A 19,213-nucleotide genomic window follows, 5' to 3' on the forward strand; every position below is an offset into this window, starting at 1 on the left:
TCAAAAAAATAAAGTGTTGCTATTTCTTTTTATTACATTTGAGTTATGAAACTGGAAACCGAAAGATTATTACTGAGAGACATCAACGAAAGCTATGTTGAAGATATCTTGCGCATTCGAAGCAATGAAGTGATTAATCAGTTTGTGCTAAGAAATTCACCGAAAAATAACTACGATGCTCTTCAATTTATTTTAACCATTAAAGAAAAAACCAAAAACAATCAAACCATTTATTTGGGGATTTCTTTAAAAGATCAGCCCAGTCTTATCGGAACCATTTGTCTTTGGAATTTTTCTGAAGATCGAAAAACAGCAGAAGTGGGTTATGAATTATTACCGGAATACCACAGACAGGGAATCATGTCCGAAGCTTTGAAAGCGGTTTTAGATTTTGGTTTTAATGAACTGCATTTAGAGGAAATTGTAGCCATCACCAATACATTCAATGAAAATTCAAAAAGAATTCTCTTGAAGCATGATTTTATTTTGTTGAATGGAAAAAAGGATGAAGGTTTTCCGGATAATATTATTTTTAGTTTGAAAAAGAATACGTAACAAAGACTTACGAGCTTGAAGTGCCACTTCGTCAACTTCCATTAGATAGGTTTAAGAACTAATTTTTTGTTTTCTAAGAATATGTAGATATTTAGTTTTTTGTGAGTGGAAATTCTGATTTATCTAATGATATATAAGCCTGAATTTTTTAGAAAAACATATATATTCTACTTATCTTTTGCTTTTTTTCTGTTACTTTTTAATTATTCACGTTTTTTTATTTTCTAAAAGAAATGAATTTAATTGATTAAATATAAGACATGTATTTTACTTCAATTAAGTTTTTATTTCTTTTGATTTATTTTTAGAACGTTTTTCTTTTATGGTTAATTGATTCATAATAAATTGTACATTGTCGCTGGAAATTCAATGAATTACTAGTCTTTATCAGTCCTTACATAGAATAATTATGTTACTAATTATTAAACCAAAGTATATATTGATTGTTAAGGCCTAAGATAGTAAGGTTTTCAATCAATTTTTTATATGAAACATGAAATTAAATCATTAACTGGACTTAGGGGTATTGTAGCACTATGGGTCACGTTCTTTCATTTCAGTTATTTTAATTATTTTTGGATTCAGCCTTTGGTGAGGAAAGGATATGTAGCAGTAGATATTTTTTTTTGTACTCAGTGCTTTTATGCTAACTATATCCTACTCGGAAAAATTTTAGCATCTGTCTTTTGACGGGGTACAGAAGTTTTATAAAAAAAGAATAAACAGGATCTATCCTGTCTATTTTTTCTCAGTTATTTTTACTATTCTTTTTATTGCAAAAAATCCTTCTTTACCAGTTTTTTTAATTAATGCACTATTGGTACAGTGCTTTTTCCATCATAATTATTTATTAAATATTGTATATTGGTCTTTGAGTACAGAATGGATATGTTATCTGATATTTCCTTTTATTCTCTGGGTTATAATTCGATATAAAATTAACGGTTGGTTCCTTATCATCTTTGGTTTAGGTTTAAGAGCTATTCTTCATTATGCAACATATCCGTATTTTGATTATGTACCATTTAACATAGACAGATCTTCAAATTACCTTGATATAAGTTTTGGTAAAATCTCTTTAGTGAGAACAGTATCATCTTATTTTCTGGGTATTGGTATTGCTTTCTTGCCGGAATTAAAGGTAAAGAAGAGCAATTTTTTTCTATACGGAGTTGTAGTTTTATTTTTTTATTACTCTATACGGAAAAAGGTTTATTCTTTATTCCTTTGCTATCAGCAATGATTATAAAACATTTGTATTCGGAAAGAGGTAGTCTTGTAAAAACTTTTTTAGAAACCAAAGCAGTATATTTCTTAGGGAATATTTCTTACTCATTATATATCATCCACTATATTGTGAAAAAACAGAATTTTGTTATTGTAAGCTCTTATCATCTTAATAATATATTACTCATAGCCTTCTCAATATTACTATCTTATTTCTCATATATGCTGATTGAAAGAAAGGTGAAAATATTTAAAGTATAGTGGAATCACTTATTTTAATATTATTATTTTTGCAGTATGACCTGGACAGAAATTTTAGCCCCGATAAAGAGTACGGAATACTTTACAACCCTTTGGGAGAAAGTGAAAAATGAATACGCAATAACAAAAGTTTTTCCTCCCAAAAATCAGATTTTCAGAGCATTGGAATTAACGGCTTTTGATGATGTAGAAGTGGTAATTATTGGCCAGGATCCTTATCATAATGACTACCAGGCGAATGGTTTATGCTTTTCTGTATCTGAACAGGTTACTGCACCACCATCACTTAAGAATATTTTTATTGAGTTAAAAGATGATCTGGGAGTAGTAAGAAATTCCAAAGAACTTGATGACTGGGGAAGACAAGGTGTTTTATTATTGAATGCAACCTTAACCGTTCGTGCTCATTCTCCAAATTCTCATAAAGATCTTGGCTGGGAAAAGTTTACCAATTTTATCATTAAAGAAATTTCAGACAAAAAAGAGAATGTGGTATTTGTATTATGGGGCGCTTTTGCACAGAAAAAAGCTGAACTCATAGATCCAGCTAAACATTTTATTCTGAAATCGGCACACCCATCACCCTTTTCTGTTTACAGAGGTTTTTTTGGAAGCAAGCCTTTCTCAAAAATTAATGAATATCTTGTTTCCAAAGGGAAAAAGCCTATTTCGTGGTAGAATCTATTATTTGTCTTGCTTTTTTAATCGTAATTCCGATTTTATATTTTCCTGCTAGTGCTGTTGTTCCTTCCTGTTGTTTAGGATAAGGAGCCACATCCTGTAAGGTAATAATATATCCGTTAAATTCTGCTGATTGACGGTAATTTCTTCCTGGAAAATCTATGCTGGCAAGATTCAGAATAGTAGGTCGGGTAGAGGTTCCCATTACTTCAACCTGAGCAAGAGCGGCTCCGGCCCAGATACAATTAACTCCTTCAGGACATCGGCTGTCTTCAGAAACCCCTTTAAAAGTTACATTCATCTGATATTCTTTCAGAAATTTATTCTCACCTTCACTAAGGTATACAATTCCGTCTTTCTGATCATTAGAATTCATAGCTTTTGGATTGGTTTGTACTTGAGAAGCTTTTGTAGCTGCCTTAGATTTCTTTTGGGCATCACATCCCGTTAATGCAAATATTCCCAGACTGAGTATGATAGCTTTATGGAACATAGTTTCTAATATTTAATTAAATGACGTTAAACATATTAAGAAGTACAACCAAAAACATTGCCACTCCTACTACAAAACTGAATCCTGTTCCATAAATGAATCCAATAAGTGCTCCTTTGGTAGATTGTAAAGCTTTATTCATATCCTTGCTGTCGTGAAGTAATTCACCAATAAATACACCTGCAAACATTCCCACAAGAAAACCTAAAGGAATTGGAATAAATATTCCCACAATAGTTCCCACTACAGAACCGATACTTCCCCAACGGGTGCCTCCATATTTTCTGTTGGTTTTTGCAGGAATTACATAGCTTAGCACTACAGAAGCTGCTGTCAGAATTCCAAAAGCCCAGATGTAGATCATAGGAAGATCTGCATCAGTCCCGAATTTATAGATCAGGAGCCCGCAAATACTCAGTAGAAGACCGGGTAAAACAGGGAGGAAAGTTCCCAGTATTCCTACAAATAAGAGAATAAGACAGAAAATATTAATAATTGTTGTATCCATTCTTTTTTTTTAATATAGATGCAATATAAAAAAAGTGGCCTTATAAAAAGCCACTTTGAGAACTGAGTTATAAAATTTTATTACAAATTTAGGATAACGCATTCAAGAATGGGTCCTGCCTTGCCGATGTTTTTGCTGGTATAGTTGTGGAATAACAGATAATTGTCATTTACGGTTAATTTTTTACTTATAATTGGGATTGTAGAAGATTTGACATTTTATAATTCAATTCTGGAAAAATTTTTATCAAATATCTTCCCTTGAATCTTTTTTGGGATGAAAATTGATTGTGAATAGTAAAATGATGATTCTTAATTTCATAAATTTGCCGTAATGAATGACCAGTTACAAGAAACTAAAAACTTTATACAGGAGCTGAGCGAGCAGCTTTACATTTATATTACCCAGATTTCACCTACCGGGCTGGACTGGGTTTTTCATATTATTGTAAAACTGAGCTTACTTCTTGTACTGTTTTTCATTACTGACTTTGCTTTTAAGTTCATTATCAATTCTGTCTTCAGATTATTTCATAATGAACAGAAATTTCCCATCTTAAAATCTATTTATCAGGCCAAAATCACCAATTCTGTAGCTCATTTTGCAGCTTTAATTGCTGTTGCTGGTATCCAGGGATCTATATTTCCGGAAAATGCGCTGCCCAAAACAACCATTTTTATTATACGATGTATTAATTTGGGATTGGTATTAATGTTGGCAGGAATGCTGTACAGATCACTGACTGCTTTCAGAAATTATTTCAGTATCAAACAGGATTTCTATAAGATTATGGCGCTGAATGCTATTTCAGAAACTGTAAAGATTTTAGGGCTTTTCATATTTACAGTCGTAGGACTTTGTGTTATTTTCGGGATTAAAGGAACTACTATTGTAGGAAGTCTTGGAGCTATTACAGCGGTTTTGGTACTTGTTTTCAGAGATACCATTTTAGGATTTGTAACAGGACTTCACGTTGCAACTTCGAAAAATTTAAAAGTAGGAGACTGGGTAAGCATTCCAAAATACAGTATTGAAGGAAATATTACAGAAATCAACCTTTTGACTACCAAAATCACCAATTTTGATAAAACTGTTTCTACCATTCCAACGTATGATCTGATGACCACAGAGATCAAGAACATGCAGGTGATGTCAGAATCTAATACGAGAAGGATAAAAAAATCAATTTACTTTAATATCAATTCTTTTAAATTTCTGACGGATGAAGATGTGGAGCGTTTAATGGAAATCAATTTAATTTCAGATTATCTTGAAGAAAGAACATCAGAGATCAAAAAAGAAAAAGAAAGCCTGGAACATAAGGATAAGGTCGTGAATGGCAGGCAGCTTACCAATATCGGTGTTTTCAGATATTATGCACAGAAGTATATTGAAAATGATCCGGACATCGATAAAAACGGAACGAGAATGGTTCGTCAACTTGATATAACTCCGCAAGGACTGCCTCTTGAAGTCTACTGTTTTGCCAATGATTCCAAATGGGAACGTTTTGAGCAGATTCAGGCAGATATTTTTGACCATTTATTGGTGGCTTCAAAAGAATTTGAACTTCAGGTGATGCAGGTAAGCATTAAGGTGTAGAACAGCTGGAAGACAGAAGAAGAAGTCTGGAAGTTTAAGCTCCTTTTTATATAAATTTTAATTAAATTTTTAAATGATCATAAATGTGGAAGACCAATAGAATTACAAAGTCTGGATTTACTTCCAGCCCCAAACTTCCGGCTTCTGACATTTCATATCTAACATCTAAAATAAAAAATGACAAAACTAAGCGTAAACATTAATAAAATTGCGACGTTAAGAAATGCAAGAGGAGGTGAAACCCCAAGTATTACAGAAGCTGCTGTAAAAATTCAGGAATTCGGAGGACAGGGGATTACCATCCATCCAAGACCTGATGAAAGGCATATCACAAGAAAAGATGTCTATGATCTGAAGCCGTTGGTTACGACTGAGTTTAATATTGAAGGAAACCCTCATCAGAGCTTTATTGATATGGTTTTAGAGGTGAAGCCGGAGCAGGTAACTTTGGTACCTGATGCTGATGATGCTATTACTTCCAATGCAGGATGGGATACAAAAAAACACCTTGATTTCCTTACAGAGATCATTTCAGAATTTAAAAAATCAGGTATCCGTACTTCCATTTTTCTTGATCCTTTACCGGAACTGGTAGAATATGCTGCCAAAACAGGTGCAGACAGAATTGAATTGTATACCGAAGCTTACGCAAAAAATTATCTTACGAATAAAGAACAGGCTATAAAACCTTATTACGATACCGCAGTTGAAGCTACCAATTTCGGATTGGGAATCAATGCCGGGCATGATTTGAGTTTAGAAAACCTGAAATACTTTTCAGATACCATTCCAAACCTGTTGGAAGTATCTATCGGGCATGCTTTAGTTTCAGAAGCACTTTATATGGGATTGGAAAATACTGTTCAGGCTTATTTGAAGAGACTGGCAAAATGGTAATTAATAAGAAACTAGAAGTTAGTCAACTTCAATTATATTTAAAATAGCATAAACAGATTATGCTTGATTTATCTAACTTCTGATTTCTCACCTCTAACTTCTAAAAAAATGGAAATTTTAAATTCAAAAATATTCGGCGAAAATCTTACAAATACGCCGCTTCTTGTATTTCACGGATTATTTGGAATGCTTGACAACTGGGGAAGTTTCGGAAAGGATCTGGGAGAGTATCTTCCGGTGCATCTGATTGATCTTAGAAACCACGGAAGAAGCTTTCACTCCGATACTATGTCCCACGATGATCTGGCAGACGATATTGCCCGCTATATGGATCATTACGGAATTCAGAAAGCACACGTTTTAGGACATTCATTAGGAGGAAAAGCAGTAATGCAGTTTGCTATAAAATATCCTGAACGTGTTGATAAACTCATTGTGGTAGATATTTCGCCCAAAGCATATCCACCTCACCATCAGGGAATTATCAAAGCGCTTGAAACTGTTGATTTCGATACTGTAAACTCAAGAAATGAAGTAGAAGCAGTTTTGAACCAATATATCCCGGAAAGATCTACTGTACAGTTTTTAACGAAAAATCTGTATTGGGATGACAATAAAAAACTGGGTTGGAGATTCAATCTTAAAACATTATCAGAAAAATATACTGAATTTGTTTCCAATGCTATTAAATTCGGTGTTTTTGATGGTGAAACTTTATTCATTGCAGGAGCAAAATCCAATTATATCCTGCCACAGGACGAATTTGGAATCAAACAACAGTTCCCTAAAGCTAAGGTGGTAACAGTAAAAAATGCAGGACATTGGGTACAGGCCGAAAATCCGATTGATTTTGCAAATGTTGTTAAGGAGTTTCTTGGATTGAATTAATTTTATCCTTTGATTTTTTATATTATGTTAAATTTTTATTAAAAATCAATATTATTTCTCCATGAGTTGAAATTTTTGTACTTTGGAATTGTCAAAACAATAAAAATATTAACTTATGGAAAACAAAAATTCAAAAAAGAAACCATTTTTCGCGACATTCTTGGAAAAACAGGTTAAAGACCCTGAAACAGTAAAAGGAGGAGCTGCAACTTCCAAACTTGCAGATCAGATTACGTCAATAATCAAGGACCAAATAACAACCGCTCTTCAAGACGGTGTTACAACACCAGATAATGACAATGTAACGATGAAATATCCTTCTGACGGAGATGAGGATGTTTTAGAAGTAGAATAAATATATAGCTTAAGCTAAATTATATATCAAACCAAAACTAAAACATTATGAAAAGCAACAACTCAAAGAAGAAGCCGTTTTTCGCGTCATTCTTAGAAAAACAGGTAAAGGATCCTGAAACAGTAAAAGGAGGAACAGGTATTATCTCAATTCCAGAAAGAGATATGATCACAAAACCTGCTGTAGATACTGTAACTTCTCCAAAAGACGATATGATGCACACGCTGAAATATCCATCTGATGGTGATGATGATACAATCATTATTCCGCTATAAAAACAGTAGAATATTTTTAAAATAATAGGGGAAACTTAAAGTTTAAGTTTCCCTTTTTAATACAACCGGCAAATGATTCTCTGCATCACCCATTCACAGGATTTTTATAATATCGATCTTTTTTTCGACTACCTGACCTCTAAAAATATTCCGTATTTCAGATTGAATTCTGACCGTCTGAATCATCTTCAGAAAATCAGTATTCATGAAGACTCATTCGAATTAACGGATGAGTCCGGAAATACCATCCATTCCGATACCATCAAAGGAGTGTGGCACAGAAAAGCTTGGAGAATCAGTACTCCCGAAGAATTGGATCAGGACTATGAAAGAATCTTCCTGAAAGAATATGGAAGCCTTCGATACAATCTGCTGACAGCTTTAGAAGATATTCCCTGGATCAATCCTTATGAAAATGAGAAGAAGATTGACGGAAATAAGATATTTCAGCTAAAAGTAGCAGAGAGAAATAACTTAACTATTCCCAAAACGATCTTTTCTAATGATGATGAAAAAATAAAAACATTTTTCTATCAATATTGTCAGGGAAAAGCCATAGCTAAACTTCATGGAGTAACAGCCAAAACAATGTCAGGGGAAAACATGATTTCCACTACTGTTATTGAAGAGGAATCCTTAGAACACCTTTCTGATATTGCGTATTGTCCAATGATTTTCCAGCCTTATATTGATAAAGAATATGAGCTGAGAATTGTCTATGTAGACGGTGAATTTTTCACAGGAAAGATCAATAACAGCGAAAATGTAGATTGGAGAGTAGCTCGTGAAGGCTATTTTTGGTCCGTTTATGAACTTCCGGATGCTGTCAAAACGAATCTCACTTCTATGATGAACGAAATGGGATTGTATATAGGAGCCATTGATATGATCAAAGGGAGGGACGGAGCCTACTATTTCCTTGAAGTGAATCCACAGGGAGAGTGGGGAATGTTACAGAAAGAACTGGAATTTCCCATTGCAGAAAGAATTGCCGATAACCTTATCAAAAGAATCAATTTCCATGAATAAAATATTAATTATTACCCATACCGCAGATAACTTTTCTATTGAAAAAGTAACAGAATACATAGAAAAAAATAATTGTGAAGTCATTCGTTTTGATGTTGATGTTTATCCTTTACAAAACAAATTGTCCACTATTTTCCAGGATGGAGAATGGATAAGCTATCTTGAAACACCTGAAGCAAAACACCGTTTGGACGATATTTCAGCCATCTGGTACAGAAGAGCTTACAATATTGGAAAAGGATTAAGAGAAGAGATGGATACTAAATTTTACGGAGCAGCAATGGGCGAGATTCGAAATACGCTTTTCGGGTTTTTCGAATCGGTAGACGCATATTCTTTAGGGAAACCAAGTGTTTACAGAAGACTTGACAGCAAAGAAGAACAATTGAAAATTGCAGATAAATTAGGGCTGACTATTCCTGCAACTTGTCTTACAAACAGTCCTGAGGAAGCCAGAAAATTTATCCTAAAACATCAAAATGTCGTGGCTAAAATGCAAACCGGTTTTGCCATTTATGAAGACGGTGTAGAAAATGTAGTATTTACCAATGTTGTCCGCGAAGATAAACTGGAAGAACTGGATTCTCTATTGTACTGTCCTATGCAGTTTCAGCAAATGATTCAAAAGAAAAAAGAGCTTCGTATTACCATTGTGGGAAGAGACGTCTATGCATTCGAAATAGATTCCCAGCAGTCTGAAGATGCCAAAATAGACTGGAGAAAAGATGGAGTTAATCTTATTGATAAATGGAACAGAACAGAACTTCCGGCAGATGTAGAATCAAAACTGCTTGAACTTCTTGATATCTATAACGTAGATTACGGAGCGATAGACATGATTGTTTCCCCTGAAGACGAGTATTATTTCATCGAGATCAATGCAGCAGGAGAGTTTTTCTGGCTGGATAATCTTACAGAAGGGAATCTTATTTCCAAAAGCATTGCAGACGTTCTTTGCGACAAAGCACCAAGAAGAAATAATGAAGTAATAGCTTAAAAATAATAGGCTTTTTGAGCATAAAAGTCCTGAAAGCTGTAAATGCTTTCAGGACTTTTAATTTTGATCATGTACTATGGTTGAAATTTCCAGATTTATTGTTTTCAGAATGATAATATTGGTTAAATTAAGCTGAATTATGCTTTAAAAATCGCAAATTTGCAAAAGCAGTTTTTCGGGTGAATTTTTACAATAACCTGAAAATTGCCGGATAGAAAATATTGTTATATTTTAGTCAGCAATCAAGAAAATAATTAATGATTTTTGTAACGGGTGCTACCGGAATTCTTGGAAGAATAATTGTACTGGAACTTCTTAAGAAGGGGAAACATGTACGTGCTTCCAAAAGACCGGGCAGCAATATAAACGAAGTAAAGCATTCATACAGCTTTTATACGGAGAATCCTGACGATTTTTTTAATAAAATTGAATGGGTAAACGTAGATTTTGATGACCTCGATTCTTTGCAAACTGCGCTGATAGGCGTAGATGAGGTATATCATTGTGCTGCAAAAGTAAGCTTCCATCCGAAAGATGAAAAAGAAATGTACCGCACAAATATCAAAGGTACAGAGAATCTTTTGTTTGCCTGTGAAGGATCAGATGTTAAAAAGTTTCTCCATGTAAGCTCTGTTGCCGTTCTTGATAATTACAATGATAAAGGAGAATTGGATGAGGAATCTGACTTTAATCCAAAGCTGGAACACTCAGCGTATGCAATTTCCAAACATTTATCCGAAATGGAAGTATGGAGAGCCTCAGCAGAAGGTCTTAATACTATCATTATCAATCCTGGAATGATTGTAGGAAGCGGAAACTGGACTCAAAGCAGCGGTGAACTTTTCTCTACCTTTGAAGACAATAGTTTTACCTTTTCAGGAGGTTCTGCTTACGTTGACGTGAGAGATGTCGCCAATACTGCTATTGGACTAATGGACAATAACCTTTTCGGAGAACGTTTTATTATTGTCTCTGAAAATAACAGATATGCCGACCTTGCAAAACAGGTCAGAACCCGTCTTGGTCTTAAAGATGCCAGAATTCTTTCACAATCTGTATTAAATATCGGAAGAATAGCCAACACCCTTTTCGGATGGCTGATCCCGAAACTGAAAATGGTTACCAAATCAAATATTGAGGCCATTTCTTCTTTCAACACCATTTCCAATCACAAAGTCAAAGAAAAGCTGAACTATCAGTTTATTCCAGTAAAAGAAAGTATAGACTTTCACCTGAATAATTATATTAACGACAAAAAGCTGAAGAAATGAATCTTGCAGAGGCAATTATCCTTAAAAATGTAGAAAAACATCCTATAAAAGGGGCAATCGGATTTAAAAAGAAAGATGCTGGTTGGAAAGAGCTGAGCTGGAAAAAATTCAGTGAAATTATTTTTAAAACAGCCAATGCATTAAAAGAATCCGGAGTTCAGGAGAATGACAAAGTTGCTATTTATTCAGATAATTCGTCCGAATGGATGATCATGGATTTGGCTTCAATGGCGATTGGTGCTATTACGGTACCTATTTATTCTACTAATAATGCTGAGCAGGCAGAACATATCATTAACGATTCCGGAGCTAAAGTTGTTTTAGTAGGAAATCAGATGCAGTATGACGCCTGTCTTGAGTTTTTACATAAAGAAGAAAACAACCTGGAAACAATTATTGTTTCCAAAAAAGCAGTGTGGATCAAGAAAGAATTCAACAGTTTTTATCTTGAAGATTTTATTGCAAAAGCTTCACCGAAGCTGGAGATCTGTAAGAAAGAAAATGATGATACCGCAACATTAATTTATACTTCCGGAACCACCGGAACCCCAAAAGGAGTAATGCTTACCCACGGAAATTTCATCAAAGCATTCGACTCTCATTTCGAATTTTTTAAGTTTAAAAATTTTGAAGAAGAACTTTCACTGGCATTCTTACCCTTAAGCCATGTTTTTGAAAGAAGTTGGAGTCTATTGAGCCTTTATGGAGGTGCTCGTGTTTATTTCCTGGAAGACCCGAAAAACATAGCCAAAGCACTGGAAGAAGTAAAACCTACAGCCATGTGTGCCGTACCAAGATTCTTCCAGAAAGTATATGCCGGAGTTTTGGAAAAAGCGGAAGAAGGTTCATCATTAAAGAAAAAAATCTTTGACTGGGCGCTTAAAACCGGATGGGAAACTTCTGAACTAAGAAGAAATGAAAAACCGATTCCTTTTGGGCTAAAACTCAAAGAATCTGTTGCAGATATGTTGGTTTTCAGCAAAATTAAAGATAAAATGGGTGGCAGACTTTGGTTTTTACCTTGTGGTGGAGCATCATTGTCACCGGAAGTTACCCGCTTTTTTGAATCAGTAGGAATTCACGTAACCGTTGGATATGGATTAACAGAAACTACAGCCACATTGACTCTTTTTCCTTTGACTCACTTTGAACATGGCACGAGTGGAAAACCACTTCCGGGAGTAGAAATGCGTATCGGAGAAAATGATGAAATCCAAGCCAGAGGAAACGGAATCATGAAAGGGTATTACAATAAACCTGAAGAAACCCAGAACGTATTTACAGAAGACGGATGGTTCAAAACCGGTGATGCAGGAAAGTTTGACGAGAAAGGAAACCTGATTATCACAGACAGAATCAAAGACCTGATGAAAACTTCCAACGGAAAATACATTGCTCCGCAACAAATCGAAAACCTTCTGACCAATAATAATTTCATTCAGCAAATCATGCTGATTGCGGAAGGAAGACAGTTTGTTTCAGCGCTAATTGTTCCTAATTTCGAGTTTTTACAGGATTATATCAAGAAAAATAATATTCCTTTTACCAACTGGGAAGATGCTGTAAAAAATGAAGAGGTAATCAACCTTTACAAAGAAAAAATTAAAGAATTACAGGATCACTTGGCAGACTATGAAAAAGTGAAGAAATTCACTTTAATGCCGGCAGAATTTGATATCAATACAGGAGAAATTACTCCTACATTGAAAGTCAAAAGAAATGTAGTGATCAAAAAATACGCAGATATTATAGAGAAGATGTATTAAATAATACACTTAAATTAAACTATGACGACACAAGATTTTATAGGAAAAGAAAATTTCAATATTCATTCACAAACGGTTTCAGAAAGCTGTCCGTCTAATATTGCCCTGATTAAATATTGGGGGAAATATGACAATCAGATTCCTGCTAATCCTAGTATCAGTTATACTTTGAACCACTGTAAAACCAATACATCAATGGAATTTACAGCGGATGCTCCCTTTTCAGTACAAACTTTCCTGTCTGGAAATGAGGAAGTAAAATTTGCTGAGAAAATAGAGAAATATTTCAAAAATATAGAGCAGTACCTTCCATGGATTTTAAAAGGAAAATATATGATCAGAACAGAGAATACATTTCCACACAGTTCCGGGATTGCAAGCTCGGCTTCAGGATTTGGAGCCATTGCAAAATGCCTGATGGCATTGGATGCTTCATTTTCAGAAAAAACATCTGAAGAAGAATCTTTAAGAAAAGCTTCATTTTTAGCAAGATTAGGAAGTGGAAGTGCATGCCGAAGCTTATATAACGGGCTTGTTGTGTGGGGAGAAAGTGATGAGGTAGAAGGAAGTTCAGATCTATTCGGAGTACAGTATCCGGATAGTGAAGTTCATGAGGTTTTCAAAAGTTTTAATGATTGGGTTCTGTTAATTCATGAAGGCCAGAAAAGTGTTTCTTCAACAGTAGGACATGGCTTAATGAATACCAATCCCTATGCAGAAAGAAGATTTCAGGAGGCAAGGGAAAATTTCGTTCCCATAAAAGACATACTGAAGAGTGGAGATATGGAACGTTTTATCAAACTGGTAGAACATGAAGCACTTACGCTGCACGCTATGATGATGATGAGCGATCCTGCTTTTATCCTGATGAAAACAGGTACATTGGAAGTCATTAATAAAATCTGGGACTTCAGAAGAGAAACCGGTCTTCCTTTATTCTTTACGCTGGATGCCGGAGCCAATGTTCACCTTCTGTTTCCAAATAATGGGTCGGAAGAACAGATCAAAGCCTTTATTGAAGCTGAATTATTACAGCACACTCAAAAGAATGGAGTAGTGAAGGATATAATGAGATTTTAAATAAGAATAAATATTCAATAGGAGTGGGCTTTAGCCCACTTTTTTAATCCTCAGTAACAACAGTTTCCCGATCTCCATCTTCTTTCTTTCCTTCCTCTATCATGATTTCAGCCTCTGCTTTTTCTTCAGCAGTTGCTGTTTCTATAAGCTCTTCCTGTTCATCATTGTGATGATCTATGAAAAACTCACAATATACCGGGAGGTGGTCTGAACCAAAATTTTCCAATGTCTTCAGCTGTTTAATGAAAATATCTTCACTGTGAAACATCAGATCGATAGGAAACCTTAAAAGACGGTATTTTGCATGAAAAGTAGAAACAAAAGAATGCCCGATTCTCGGATCTATCAGATGGCTTGTTTTTCTGAAAAGCACAGATGATCTTGACCATGCAACATTATTGAAATCTCCCACTACAATAACAGGTTTTTTGATGTCTTTTACACATTTGGCTGTGCTTAGAAGATCACCATCCCTTTCCTTTGATGTTTCTTCTTCTGTAGGACTTGGCGGCGGCGGGTGAACTCCAAAGAAAACAAAAGAAAAACCATCAGCTGTTTTCATATGTACCTCAATACTTGGAATATCATCAGCTACGAAATAATGAGTCTTTGCTTCTTTGATTTCAATTCTGGAATAGAAATGCATGCCGTAGGTGTTTTCAAGAGTTACCTTATGCTGATAACCATATTCTTTTTCTAAAGATCGCATTGCCTTTTCCCAGTCGCCATTACTTTCCATAGTCATGAAAAAATCAGGATTATGCTTTTTAACAAGTCCAATGAATTTCTCATACTCTTTATTGAACTGATACACATTGGCAGAAATAAAATGCAGCCTATCAGAAGATTTATGACGCTGTCTATGTCTTTTTACGGGATAAAAACGGGTATATTTGATGAGAGTATGGCTGTGATGAACAAACAAAACCAGCAGAAGACCCTGATAATACCATACATGTTCTTCCGAATCGGTAAAAAGACCTAATATAAAAGTGAAAAGGATAAGATAAGTAACCTGTATTTTAGCAAATTCAGGAACTCTGAATATCCAGTGAGAATGCTGAATTTTTGGCAGTATTGTCATGACCAGAAGAAGTATGGCCAAAGTCAGATAAATAATCCACATATAAAAGCTATGAAATAATTTTGATCACAATTTAAGAATGATTTTTAAAATTTGTTAATCAATTTAAATTTTATTTTATCTATTTTTATTTATCTAAATCTATTCTATGAATAAAATTATCGCACTGTTTCTGCTGATCAGTATTTCAGCTTTCGGTCAGCAGAATAAAGATATTGAAAAATCTATCCGAAACCTGTTCCTTGGTATGAAAAATGCAGACTCTGAGTTGGTAAAATCCGCTTTTGCGGAGAATGCGGTTCTTCAGACCATCACTAAAGACGGTACTGTAAAAAGTGATAACATACAGGAATTTGTAGCTTCGGTTTCAAAATTTTCAAAAGGAGATCTGGATGAAAGGATTATAGTAGAAGCCGTTCATACGGATGGAAACCTGGCCAGTGTATTTACGCCTTATTCTTTTTATTTAAAAGGGAAATTATCACATTGCGGAGCTAATAGTTTTCAGCTAATAAAGCAGAATAACGAATGGAAAATCCAATATATTATTGATACAAGAAGAAAAGATAATTGTAAAGAAATACAATAACAAAGTTAAATTTAAAAGTAGTTTAAAATAAAAAAATGAAAATCCATCATATTGCAATCATCTGTTCAGATTATGCTGTTTCAAAGAAATTTTATACAGAAATTCTAAATCTGAATATCATTCGTGAAATATACCGCGAAGAAAGACAGTCCTATAAACTTGATCTGGCAATCGGGGATCATTATGTAATAGAATTATTCTCTTTCCCAGATCCTCCACAACGTCCGTCACGCCCTGAAGCATGTGGTTTAAGGCATCTTGCTTTCTCTGTGGAAAATGTTACAGAAAAAAGGAATGAACTGATAGGAAAAGGGTTAAACTGTGAAGAAATCCGCATAGATGAATTCACCGGAAAAGAATTTTTCTTTACCCAGGATCCGGATCAGCTGCCGTTAGAGTTTTATGAAATGTAAAATAAATTAGTGGGCGTAGCCTGCAAAGAAACTCACTGCCATAATTGCTAAAACAATAGAAGAAATGACTACATACACGTAGTCTTTTTCTTTTAAATAGCCTATTAAAGCAAAAACAATCCTCATCAGAGGCGTGAAGATCAATAAAAGAATTCCCAGCTGAATAATAGCTGTACCTTCTCCTTTGCACAGAGAATCCCAAAAATGGCCCCATACTTTTTCGGAAGAGGTTCCTACCACAAGACTGGTATATTTTTCGGGCATTTTAAAACCCTCAAAAAATAACTTGATAAAACCAATCAGAGAGGTTGCCACAGAAAGAATAACACCCAGTCTCAGAAGGTTTCCTACGGAGCGGTTCAGATCTACATCTGTAAAATTCTTTTTCATTATCTGAAGCTTTTGTTGATACCGTTATACATCATGTAAATAGAAAGAATGGTAATAACAATGGCAAAAAATACTTTTAATTTTTTGGTCTTTGATACCATCAGCGTTTTTGAACCAATAAAACTTCCGATTACAACTCCTATCAATACCGGAGCTACAATTACCGGAATAATTTCTCCTCTCTGGAAATAGATCAGTGCACTGGCTACTGCCGTTACTCCGATCATAAAATTACTCGTAGTTGTAGATACTTTGAAAGGCAGTTTCATCATATTGTCCATTGCCAATACCTTCAATGCTCCAGAACCAATCCCTAGAAGACCAGACATGGCGCCGGCAAACATCATCATCAAAAATCCGGGAACGGTATTTCTTGCAGAATAGCTTTTCAAAATCCCTTTATCCGGGAATGTCCCGTATAATTTTAGCTTCTCTTCCAAACTTCCTTTTACCAAAGGTTCCTGGTGATCCGGTTTACCCTTAAGATTTAAAATAACCGTTAAAAGAAGGATACTGGCGAAAATAATTCCGATTGTATTTGGGTTAAGCATCCCTGAAACCAGAGCGCCCACAATAGCTCCTGCTGTGGTGGCTATTTCGAGAAACATCCCGATTCTCATATTGGTAAAACCTTCTTTTACGAAAGCTACGGCCGCACCGGATGAGGTCCCGATCACAGAAATGAGCGAAGCACCGATAGCATAATGCATTGGAACGCCGAAACCCAGCGTTAATAAAGGAATGATAATAACTCCTCCTCCTAAACCAGTAAGTGAACCTAAAAGACCAGCGGAAATTGCTCCAAGGAAGAGTATGATGATTTCTGACATACTACAAATAATGTTACAAATATAAAATTATTGTAGTAGTCTGCCAAACATTTGAAAAATATAAATTTAACGTATTTTTGCATGCATGAAAAACAGAATGAAATTATTTTATGTAATCCTTGGGGCTACCCCTAAGGGAAGAAACATTGAGCAACATGATGTTTTCTTCGGAATAGCAGAGAATCTTAAAGATCTTGTTCCGGATATGAAGGCGTTTTGGAAGGAAGCGGAAGGGAAAATTCATGTGGATTGTCATCAGGAAGTAAAATTCGCTGACGGATATGAAGTGGAGATTGTAGAAAAAGGAGAAAATTCTTCTGAAGATCAACTGTTTTTTCTCAATCTAGGAGGGTATAAGCCTGGATTTTTTGAAGAATTTCATGAGCAGCACCTGATGGTAGGACAGACAATGGGAGAGATTGTAAAAAGAGCAAAAGCTACCGAATTTTACCAGACGATGGGATTTGAAGGAGCAGTAAGCCATATTGATGATAAGCATGGAGTAGATATTGATGATATTTTCAATGTAAGTGATATTCTTCCTGCTTACATGAAAGAAAAATATTCTATCATTCTTCACAAATCAGAGGAAGAAAATCAGGAGAACCCGATGGGACTTGGCTATTTAAAAATTGATAAAATTCAATAAGAAATAAATCTAATAAAAATAAAAAATGAAAATAGGAATTCTGGGAGGCGGACAGCTGGGAAGAATGCTGATACAAAGTGCACTAAAGTATGATGATGAGTTTTATACTCTGGATCCGGCTTCCGATGCACCGTGTCATAATATCTCGTATTTTACACAGGGAAATTTTAATGACTACGAAACAGTCTTGAACTTCGGAAAAGACAAAGATGTTGTGACCATTGAAATTGAACATGTAAATGCTGAGGCATTGGCAGAACTTGAACAACAGGGAATAAGAGTTGTTCCCAATGCCAATATCATCAAAACGATCCAGCAAAAGATCCTTCAGAAAGAATTTTATAAAGCTCATAATATTCCAAGCCCGGAATTCCAGGTGGTGTGGAACAGTGATGAGAAGATCATCATGCCATTGCCGTTTGTTCAGAAAATGAATACAGGAGGCTATGACGGAAAAGGAGTACAGGTGATCAAAACAGAAGAAGACTATCAGCATTTATGGACAGAAGCTTCTGTGATTGAAAGTCTGGTAGATATTGAGAAAGAACTTTCTGTCATTGTTGCAAGAAATGAAAAGGGAGAAACCAATATTTTCCCGGTAACGGAAATGGTTGCTGATCCAAAGCTAAACCTTTTAGATTTCAATGTATGTCCGGTTCTTTTGACAGAAGATGTACAGAGTCAGATTGATTCTATCACAGAAAAATTCTTAAATGCAGTGAACTCTCCGGGATTATTCGCTATTGAATTGTTCCTTGATAAAGAAGGGAAAATATGGGTGAATGAAACTGCTCCAAGACTTCACAATTCGGGACATCAGAGCCAGGAAGGAAATACCAACTCGCAATTTGAGCAGATGTACCGTGTGGTAAAAAACTTACCTTTAGCGGATACCGATGCTATTACTTACAGCGGAATGCTGAATTTGGTAGGTGCAGAAGGATATGAAGGAAAAGTAATCTATGAAGGAATGGAAGATGTTCTTCAACTTCCTGAAACCTATATCCATTTATACGGGAAAACAGAAACCAAACCGGGAAGAAAAATGGGACACATTAACGTCCTTGCAGATTCCAGAGAAGAGCTAATGGAAAAGCTTGTACAGGTGAAAGGAATGGTAAGAGTGATTGCTGAGTAATATCAGTTTAAAATATAAAAAGAGAGCTGTTTTTAACATTAAAAACAGCTCCTTTTTATATTGTCCTATAAGCAATTCAATAGGAACGGCTATTATCCTGAGCGTAGCTGAAGGGAGCCTGTATACAAGTAATTGTCAATTCAATTGGCTTTAGCCAAAACTTATTTTTAGGTTTCGGCTAAAGCCAAATGGGTGCATGTTGTTTATATCAGGCTAAAGCCCGACCCTATTGACT

22 protein-coding genes are annotated in these 19,213 nt (G+C 35.1%); 17 read left to right on the forward strand and 5 right to left on the reverse strand.

Annotated elements, in window-relative coordinates:
- Window positions 1–45 precede the first annotated feature (45 nt).
- The 3 genes from CQ046_RS16170 (at window position 46) to CQ046_RS16190 (ending at window position 2,721) form a co-directional block, all read left to right on the forward strand.
- Complete coding sequence (locus CQ046_RS16170) at window positions 46–555, forward strand: GNAT family N-acetyltransferase (RefSeq protein WP_105703271.1); 510 nt, start codon at window positions 46–48, stop codon at window positions 553–555.
- 679 nt (window positions 556–1,234) lie between these two features.
- A complete protein-coding gene (locus CQ046_RS24060) occupies window positions 1,235–1,798 on the forward strand; it encodes an acyltransferase family protein (RefSeq protein WP_410493689.1) in 564 nt (187 codons plus the stop codon).
- Between the two features lie 281 nt (window positions 1,799–2,079).
- Window positions 2,080–2,721 carry a uracil-DNA glycosylase gene (locus tag CQ046_RS16190; protein WP_105703275.1) on the forward strand — a complete coding sequence of 214 codons (642 nt, stop codon included), beginning with the start codon at window positions 2,080–2,082 and terminating at the stop codon, window positions 2,719–2,721.
- Here CQ046_RS16190 and CQ046_RS16195 read toward each other — a convergent pair.
- Window positions 2,708–3,217: a hypothetical protein gene (locus CQ046_RS16195; protein ID WP_105703276.1), complete on the reverse strand. Its 510-nt coding sequence runs from the start codon at window positions 3,215–3,217 to the stop codon at window positions 2,708–2,710. The genes CQ046_RS16190 and CQ046_RS16195 overlap by 14 nt on opposite strands.
- A 16-nt stretch (window positions 3,218–3,233) precedes the next feature.
- On the reverse strand, window positions 3,234–3,725 hold the full coding sequence (locus tag CQ046_RS16200; protein WP_105703277.1) for a DUF456 domain-containing protein: 492 nt from the start codon (window positions 3,723–3,725) through the stop codon (window positions 3,234–3,236).
- 333 nt (window positions 3,726–4,058) lie between these two features.
- On the opposite strand from CQ046_RS16200, the gene CQ046_RS16205 reads away from it, so the two are divergent.
- The 10 genes from CQ046_RS16205 (at window position 4,059) to CQ046_RS16250 (ending at window position 13,885) form a co-directional block, all read left to right on the forward strand.
- Window positions 4,059–5,327, forward strand: a complete 1,269-nt coding sequence (locus CQ046_RS16205) for a mechanosensitive ion channel family protein (protein ID WP_105703278.1) — start codon at window positions 4,059–4,061, stop codon at window positions 5,325–5,327.
- A 177-nt stretch (window positions 5,328–5,504) separates the two neighbouring features.
- Window positions 5,505–6,224: a pyridoxine 5'-phosphate synthase gene (locus CQ046_RS16210; RefSeq protein ID WP_105703279.1), complete on the forward strand. Its 720-nt coding sequence runs from the start codon at window positions 5,505–5,507 to the stop codon at window positions 6,222–6,224.
- 108 nt (window positions 6,225–6,332) lie between these two features.
- The gene (locus CQ046_RS16215; protein WP_105703280.1) at window positions 6,333–7,112 is read left to right on the forward strand and encodes an alpha/beta fold hydrolase; all 780 of its coding nucleotides are present in this window, start codon (window positions 6,333–6,335) and stop codon (window positions 7,110–7,112) included.
- Window positions 7,113–7,227: 115 nt separating this feature from the next.
- Window positions 7,228–7,467: a microviridin/marinostatin family tricyclic proteinase inhibitor gene (locus CQ046_RS16220; protein ID WP_105703281.1), complete on the forward strand. Its 240-nt coding sequence runs from the start codon at window positions 7,228–7,230 to the stop codon at window positions 7,465–7,467.
- 47 nt (window positions 7,468–7,514) lie between these two features.
- Window positions 7,515–7,742: a microviridin/marinostatin family tricyclic proteinase inhibitor gene (locus CQ046_RS16225; RefSeq protein ID WP_105703282.1), complete on the forward strand. Its 228-nt coding sequence runs from the start codon at window positions 7,515–7,517 to the stop codon at window positions 7,740–7,742.
- 72 nt (window positions 7,743–7,814) lie between these two features.
- Entirely contained in the window at window positions 7,815–8,771 is a 957-nt protein-coding gene (locus tag CQ046_RS16230; protein ID WP_105703283.1) for an MvdC family ATP-grasp ribosomal peptide maturase, read from the forward strand.
- Window positions 8,764–9,768, forward strand: coding sequence for an MvdD family ATP-grasp ribosomal peptide maturase (locus CQ046_RS16235; protein WP_105703284.1), 1,005 nt, complete (start codon window positions 8,764–8,766; stop codon window positions 9,766–9,768). Before CQ046_RS16230 ends, CQ046_RS16235 begins: the two co-directional genes overlap by 8 nt.
- A 257-nt stretch (window positions 9,769–10,025) precedes the next feature.
- A complete protein-coding gene (locus CQ046_RS16240) occupies window positions 10,026–11,039 on the forward strand; it encodes an NAD-dependent epimerase/dehydratase family protein (protein ID WP_105703285.1) in 1,014 nt (337 codons plus the stop codon).
- A complete protein-coding gene (locus CQ046_RS16245; protein ID WP_105703286.1) occupies window positions 11,036–12,805 on the forward strand; it encodes an AMP-dependent synthetase/ligase in 1,770 nt (589 codons plus the stop codon). The genes CQ046_RS16240 and CQ046_RS16245 overlap by 4 nt, the downstream gene beginning before the upstream one ends.
- Window positions 12,806–12,826: 21 nt before the next feature.
- Window positions 12,827–13,885: a diphosphomevalonate/mevalonate 3,5-bisphosphate decarboxylase family protein gene (locus CQ046_RS16250; RefSeq protein ID WP_105703287.1), complete on the forward strand. Its 1,059-nt coding sequence runs from the start codon at window positions 12,827–12,829 to the stop codon at window positions 13,883–13,885.
- 43 nt (window positions 13,886–13,928) lie between these two features.
- Here the strand turns inward: CQ046_RS16250 and CQ046_RS16255 are convergent, their stop codons facing one another.
- A complete protein-coding gene (locus CQ046_RS16255; protein ID WP_105703288.1) occupies window positions 13,929–15,011 on the reverse strand; it encodes an endonuclease/exonuclease/phosphatase family protein in 1,083 nt (360 codons plus the stop codon).
- 106 nt (window positions 15,012–15,117) lie between these two features.
- Between CQ046_RS16255 and CQ046_RS16260 the strand changes: the two genes are divergently transcribed.
- Window positions 15,118–15,558: a nuclear transport factor 2 family protein gene (locus tag CQ046_RS16260; protein ID WP_105703289.1), complete on the forward strand. Its 441-nt coding sequence runs from the start codon at window positions 15,118–15,120 to the stop codon at window positions 15,556–15,558.
- Window positions 15,559–15,593: 35 nt separating this feature from the next.
- Window positions 15,594–15,971, forward strand: a complete 378-nt coding sequence (locus CQ046_RS16265; RefSeq protein ID WP_105703290.1) for a VOC family protein — start codon at window positions 15,594–15,596, stop codon at window positions 15,969–15,971.
- Between the two features lie 6 nt (window positions 15,972–15,977).
- Here CQ046_RS16265 and CQ046_RS16270 read toward each other — a convergent pair whose 3' ends face one another.
- Window positions 15,978–16,361, reverse strand: coding sequence for a DUF1634 domain-containing protein (locus tag CQ046_RS16270; RefSeq protein WP_034699869.1), 384 nt, complete (start codon window positions 16,359–16,361; stop codon window positions 15,978–15,980).
- A complete protein-coding gene (locus CQ046_RS16275) occupies window positions 16,361–17,191 on the reverse strand; it encodes a sulfite exporter TauE/SafE family protein (protein ID WP_105703291.1) in 831 nt (276 codons plus the stop codon). Before CQ046_RS16275 ends, CQ046_RS16270 begins: the two co-directional genes overlap by 1 nt.
- A 97-nt stretch (window positions 17,192–17,288) precedes the next feature.
- Between CQ046_RS16275 and CQ046_RS16280 the strand changes: the two genes are divergently transcribed.
- Both CQ046_RS16280 and CQ046_RS16285 read left to right on the forward strand, forming a co-directional pair.
- Window positions 17,289–17,840, forward strand: coding sequence for a DUF1543 domain-containing protein (locus CQ046_RS16280; protein ID WP_105703324.1), 552 nt, complete (start codon window positions 17,289–17,291; stop codon window positions 17,838–17,840).
- 25 nt (window positions 17,841–17,865) lie between these two features.
- Window positions 17,866–18,978 (forward strand): 5-(carboxyamino)imidazole ribonucleotide synthase, encoded by a 1,113-nt coding sequence (locus tag CQ046_RS16285; RefSeq protein WP_105703292.1) that lies wholly within the window; start codon window positions 17,866–17,868, stop codon window positions 18,976–18,978.
- Window positions 18,979–19,213: the final 235 nt, after the last annotated feature.

The sequence above is a fragment of the Chryseobacterium sp. MYb7 genome, from assembly GCF_002979455.1.
Lineage (GTDB): Bacteria > Bacteroidota > Bacteroidia > Flavobacteriales > Weeksellaceae > Chryseobacterium.

Bases quoted from the DNA above. Each gene is read 5' to 3' on its own strand.
- CQ046_RS16200 (WP_105703277.1), bottom strand. From the start codon at position 3,725: ATGGATACAACAATTATTAATATTTTCTGTCTTATTCTCTTATTTGTA.
- CQ046_RS16250 (WP_105703287.1), top strand. From the start codon at position 12,827: ATGACGACACAAGATTTTATAGGAAAAGAAAATTTCAATATTCATTCA.
- CQ046_RS16235 (WP_105703284.1), top strand. From the start codon at position 8,764: ATGAATAAAATATTAATTATTACCCATACCGCAGATAACTTTTCTATT.
- CQ046_RS16170 (WP_105703271.1), top strand. From the start codon at position 46: ATGAAACTGGAAACCGAAAGATTATTACTGAGAGACATCAACGAAAGC.
- CQ046_RS16245 (WP_105703286.1), top strand. From the start codon at position 11,036: ATGAATCTTGCAGAGGCAATTATCCTTAAAAATGTAGAAAAACATCCT.
- CQ046_RS16240 (WP_105703285.1), top strand. From the start codon at position 10,026: ATGATTTTTGTAACGGGTGCTACCGGAATTCTTGGAAGAATAATTGTA.
- CQ046_RS16230 (WP_105703283.1), top strand. From the start codon at position 7,815: ATGATTCTCTGCATCACCCATTCACAGGATTTTTATAATATCGATCTT.
- CQ046_RS16255 (WP_105703288.1), bottom strand. From the start codon at position 15,011: ATGTGGATTATTTATCTGACTTTGGCCATACTTCTTCTGGTCATGACA.
- CQ046_RS16225 (WP_105703282.1), top strand. From the start codon at position 7,515: ATGAAAAGCAACAACTCAAAGAAGAAGCCGTTTTTCGCGTCATTCTTA.
- CQ046_RS16215 (WP_105703280.1), top strand. From the start codon at position 6,333: ATGGAAATTTTAAATTCAAAAATATTCGGCGAAAATCTTACAAATACG.
- CQ046_RS16260 (WP_105703289.1), top strand. From the start codon at position 15,118: ATGAATAAAATTATCGCACTGTTTCTGCTGATCAGTATTTCAGCTTTC.
- CQ046_RS16280 (WP_105703324.1), top strand. From the start codon at position 17,289: ATGAAATTATTTTATGTAATCCTTGGGGCTACCCCTAAGGGAAGAAAC.
- CQ046_RS16190 (WP_105703275.1), top strand. From the start codon at position 2,080: ATGACCTGGACAGAAATTTTAGCCCCGATAAAGAGTACGGAATACTTT.
- CQ046_RS16220 (WP_105703281.1), top strand. From the start codon at position 7,228: ATGGAAAACAAAAATTCAAAAAAGAAACCATTTTTCGCGACATTCTTG.
- CQ046_RS16275 (WP_105703291.1), bottom strand. From the start codon at position 17,191: ATGTCAGAAATCATCATACTCTTCCTTGGAGCAATTTCCGCTGGTCTT.
- CQ046_RS16285 (WP_105703292.1), top strand. From the start codon at position 17,866: ATGAAAATAGGAATTCTGGGAGGCGGACAGCTGGGAAGAATGCTGATA.
- CQ046_RS16210 (WP_105703279.1), top strand. From the start codon at position 5,505: ATGACAAAACTAAGCGTAAACATTAATAAAATTGCGACGTTAAGAAAT.
- CQ046_RS16205 (WP_105703278.1), top strand. From the start codon at position 4,059: ATGAATGACCAGTTACAAGAAACTAAAAACTTTATACAGGAGCTGAGC.
- CQ046_RS16270 (WP_034699869.1), bottom strand. From the start codon at position 16,361: ATGAAAAAGAATTTTACAGATGTAGATCTGAACCGCTCCGTAGGAAAC.
- CQ046_RS16265 (WP_105703290.1), top strand. From the start codon at position 15,594: ATGAAAATCCATCATATTGCAATCATCTGTTCAGATTATGCTGTTTCA.
- CQ046_RS16195 (WP_105703276.1), bottom strand. From the start codon at position 3,217: ATGTTCCATAAAGCTATCATACTCAGTCTGGGAATATTTGCATTAACG.